General features: G+C 31.3%; 3 protein-coding genes. 1 reads left to right on the top strand and 2 read right to left on the bottom strand.

Going from position 1 to position 3,495, the window contains the following annotated elements:
- Nucleotides 1-70 precede the first annotated feature (70 nt).
- Nucleotides 71-733: a response regulator transcription factor gene (locus tag FPG59_RS14925; RefSeq protein WP_086455355.1), complete on the bottom strand. Its 663-nt coding sequence runs from the start codon at nucleotides 731-733 to the stop codon at nucleotides 71-73.
- Nucleotides 734-952: 219 nt separating this feature from the next.
- Nucleotides 953-1,366: a DUF4293 domain-containing protein gene (locus FPG59_RS14920; protein ID WP_086455354.1), complete on the bottom strand. Its 414-nt coding sequence runs from the start codon at nucleotides 1,364-1,366 to the stop codon at nucleotides 953-955.
- 183 nt (nucleotides 1,367-1,549) lie between these two features.
- Here FPG59_RS14920 and rho point away from each other — a divergent pair, with 183 nt between their 5' ends.
- On the top strand, nucleotides 1,550-3,319 hold the full coding sequence (gene rho, locus FPG59_RS14915) for a transcription termination factor Rho (RefSeq protein ID WP_086455353.1): 1,770 nt from the start codon (nucleotides 1,550-1,552) through the stop codon (nucleotides 3,317-3,319).
- Nucleotides 3,320-3,495: the final 176 nt, after the last annotated feature.

Raw genomic sequence — 3,495 nt, 5'->3', positions numbered from 1 at the left:
TGCTATTGTAGTTAGTTGTGAAATGAAAATTTAATCCAAGTTATGAATTTATGATTGGTTTGAAGCAAAATCACGATTTTATAAGCTTGTTTTTAAGAGCATATTTAACCAAACTAATGGAGTTTTTTGCGTCTAATTTTTTCATAATATTTTTACGATGTGTTTCTACAGTATTCATACTGATAAAGAGTTGGTCGCTGATTTCTTTTCCGCTAAATTCAAGGGCAATTAATGTTATAATCTCAAGTTCTCTATCTGTTAAGAGAAGATCTCCATTTTGATCAAGCTTGTTTAATTTTGGATTTTCTTTGGTAGCAGAACTAAATATTTTCTCTCTAACAGACCTACAAAAATATTCTTCCCCATTGTGAACAGCTTGAATAGCTTCAACAATATTTTCTCCTGCACATTTCTTGGTCAAATAGCCACTTGAACCTAATTTCATAACTTCTTTAATGATTCTTAAATCATCATGACTAGATAAAATTATAATCTTACAAGGGAATCCTTTTGAAGCAAACTCTTTAATGACTTGTATACCATCTTTCTCGGGCATATTGATATCCAATACTAATATATCAGAACTGTTTTGAATAACTTCTTGATACAAATTAGATCCATTTACTGAAAAACCAACGACTTCAAAGTGAGGGTTAGTGTTGAGTAGCGTTTTAATACCATCAATTAATATTTGATGGTCATCTGCAAGGTGAATTCGGATTTTATCAGGCATAAACTTTTAGTATAATCAAATATATAAAAAAATAACAGATACTAATTTGATTTTGTATTTATTTTTTCTTACAAAATTTTGAAAATTTATTGTAATTGAAATGTTTGTCAAATGATAACAATGTAGTGTAATAATTTAGCGTATCATTTTAATTAGTCACAAAAAAACCCGAAAATTAATTCGGGTTTTCTTCGCACTAATAAATAAAAAATTATAGGATTACCTCAATCTGTCCACAGATTTTACAAGATCTTCATCTTTCTTGATCGCCTTATTAGCCAAAACTAAAAACACGATAGCAAGTACAGGTAGAAACATCCCAATACCTTTCTCAGAAACAGCAGGTGTTTCTCCAGATAAATTTAGCGAACGATAAACAAACAATCCTAATAAAATCATATTTAATATGATATTCAACCTGCCCATAACAAATTGATTTTGTCTCTTTTTGAATGAAATGATACTTACCAATGTCAACATAGTACTTAGTCCAAGAATGATGGTGTAAATTTGATTTTGCATAAAATAATATGCTTTTCCATCATTTAAGGTCCAAAGTGGTAAGAAAAACAATAAAATACCAGTCATAATGAATACTAATGCCAGGTATACGGTTTGAATTCGTTGTATCATTTTTTAGATTTGTTTTACAAAAATATATTTTCTTTTTTAAAAATACTATTGTATGCTAACTTTTTATTCGTATTATTGCATCATAATACCGTAAGAACTTCATACTGCGGTTAGTTGATTTAAAAATTACCACCTATCTTTTATAACATCTCCAACAAAATTAATTAAATTCCTAGAACATTCATGTTTGATATTTCTGCATTAAAAGAAATGAAGCTTTCTGAGCTTCAAGAAATTGCTAAATTAGCAAAAACCATAAAGTTTAACGGTGTAAAAAAAGAAACATTAATTGGTTTAATACTAGAGCAACAAGCACTTAGTACTGTACCGGAGAATGTTGCAAAATCTAGCGAGAATCTTGAAGAGCAAAAAACAAAAAGAACAAGAATACTTCCTGCAAAAAAAGCACCTAGTCAAAAAAAGGAAAAAAACACGCTTTTTGATACTGATACAGCTGTAACTGCCGAGCAAATTGCTACTGTGATACCTGATGATGTTGCCACTGATGCTACAAAAACAGAGGAAACTCCAGCGCCTACACCGACTAATGATGAAGTTGATACAAAGAGAGGAAAGATTATAAAGTTTAATAAATCAGCATACGAGAAAAAAATAGCGCTGAAGAAAAATAAAGAAGAAGTTAAAACAACAGAGACTGATGCGGAACCAACTGCTGAAACTACTACCGTTGTTAAAACAGAGCAACCTTTATTAACAAAAAAAATAAATCCGAATCAGCTGAATAAGCAAAACGGAAACGGAAACACCAATACCAACGGAAATCAAAACCCAAATTTTAAAAATAAGAAAAGCAATTTTGCTGCTGCCGATTTTGAATTTGATGGAATTATAGAAAGCGAAGGAGTTCTAGAAATGATGCCTGATGGTTATGGTTTCTTGCGATCTTCGGATTACAATTACTTAGCATCACCAGATGATATTTATTTATCTACTTCACAAATTAGACTTTTTGGATTAAAAACAGGAGATACAGTTAAAGGAGTTGTACGTCCGCCAAAAGAAGGAGAGAAGTTTTTTCCATTGGTACGCGTTTTAAAAATCAACGGACACGATCCTCAAGTAGTTCGTGATAGAGTTTCATTTGAACACTTAACACCAGTTTTTCCATCAGAGAAATTCAAATTGGCCGAAAAGCAAAGTACGGTTTCAACCCGCATCATCGATTTGTTTTCTCCAATAGGAAAAGGACAGCGTGGTATGATTGTTGCACAGCCTAAAACAGGTAAAACCATGTTGCTTAAAGAAATTGCAAATGCTATTGCCGCCAATCATCCTGAAGTTTATTTGATCGTTCTATTAATTGACGAGCGTCCAGAGGAAGTTACAGATATGCAACGTAGTGTTCGTGGTGAAGTAATTGCATCTACTTTTGACAGAGAGCCACAAGAACACGTGAAAATTGCTAACATTGTTCTTGAAAAAGCTAAGAGATTAGTAGAATGTGGTCATGATGTTGTTATTTTATTAGATTCCATTACCCGTTTGGCTAGAGCGTATAATACTGTTCAACCTGCATCTGGTAAAGTATTAAGTGGTGGTGTTGATGCGAACGCGCTACAAAAACCAAAACGTTTTTTTGGAGCTGCTCGTAATGTAGAAAATGGAGGATCTCTCAGTATTATTGCCACAGCTTTAACTGAAACAGGATCTAAAATGGATGAAGTTATTTTTGAAGAATTTAAGGGTACAGGAAATATGGAGTTGCAATTAGATAGAAAAATTGCTAACAAACGTATTTTTCCAGCAATTGACTTAACATCATCAAGTACAAGACGTGATGACTTATTATTAGATCAAAAAACATTGCAAAGAATGTGGATTATGAGAAAATACCTTTCTGATATGAATCCTATTGAAGCCATGGACTTTGTAAATGACAGATTTAAGAAAACTAAAAACAACGAGGAGTTTTTAATTTCCATGAATGATTAAATTCTATTTAAACATTTAAGTTGTACTAAATATCTAACCCAAAAGAATTTCTTTTGGGTTTTTTTATGCTTTTCATCAACTTTAAAACTAAAATAGAAAAAACAAAACTTCGTTTTAAATATATCTAACCATGTCTTTTTATTAGTTGTTAATTAATTGTTAAATGGAATAATATA

Origin of the sequence: Flavobacterium sp. FPG59 (assembly GCF_002150205.1) — a bacterium.
In the GTDB taxonomy this organism is placed as follows: Bacteria; Bacteroidota; Bacteroidia; order Flavobacteriales; family Flavobacteriaceae; genus Flavobacterium.
Note: the sequence above shows the minus strand (reverse complement) of the source record. Positions and strands in the feature narration are given on the sequence as shown.

Bases quoted from the DNA above. Each gene is read 5' to 3' on its own strand.
- FPG59_RS14925 (WP_086455355.1), bottom strand. From the start codon at position 733: ATGCCTGATAAAATCCGAATTCACCTTGCAGATGACCATCAAATATTA.
- FPG59_RS14920 (WP_086455354.1), bottom strand. From the start codon at position 1,366: ATGATACAACGAATTCAAACCGTATACCTGGCATTAGTATTCATTATG.
- rho (WP_086455353.1), top strand. From the start codon at position 1,550: ATGTTTGATATTTCTGCATTAAAAGAAATGAAGCTTTCTGAGCTTCAA.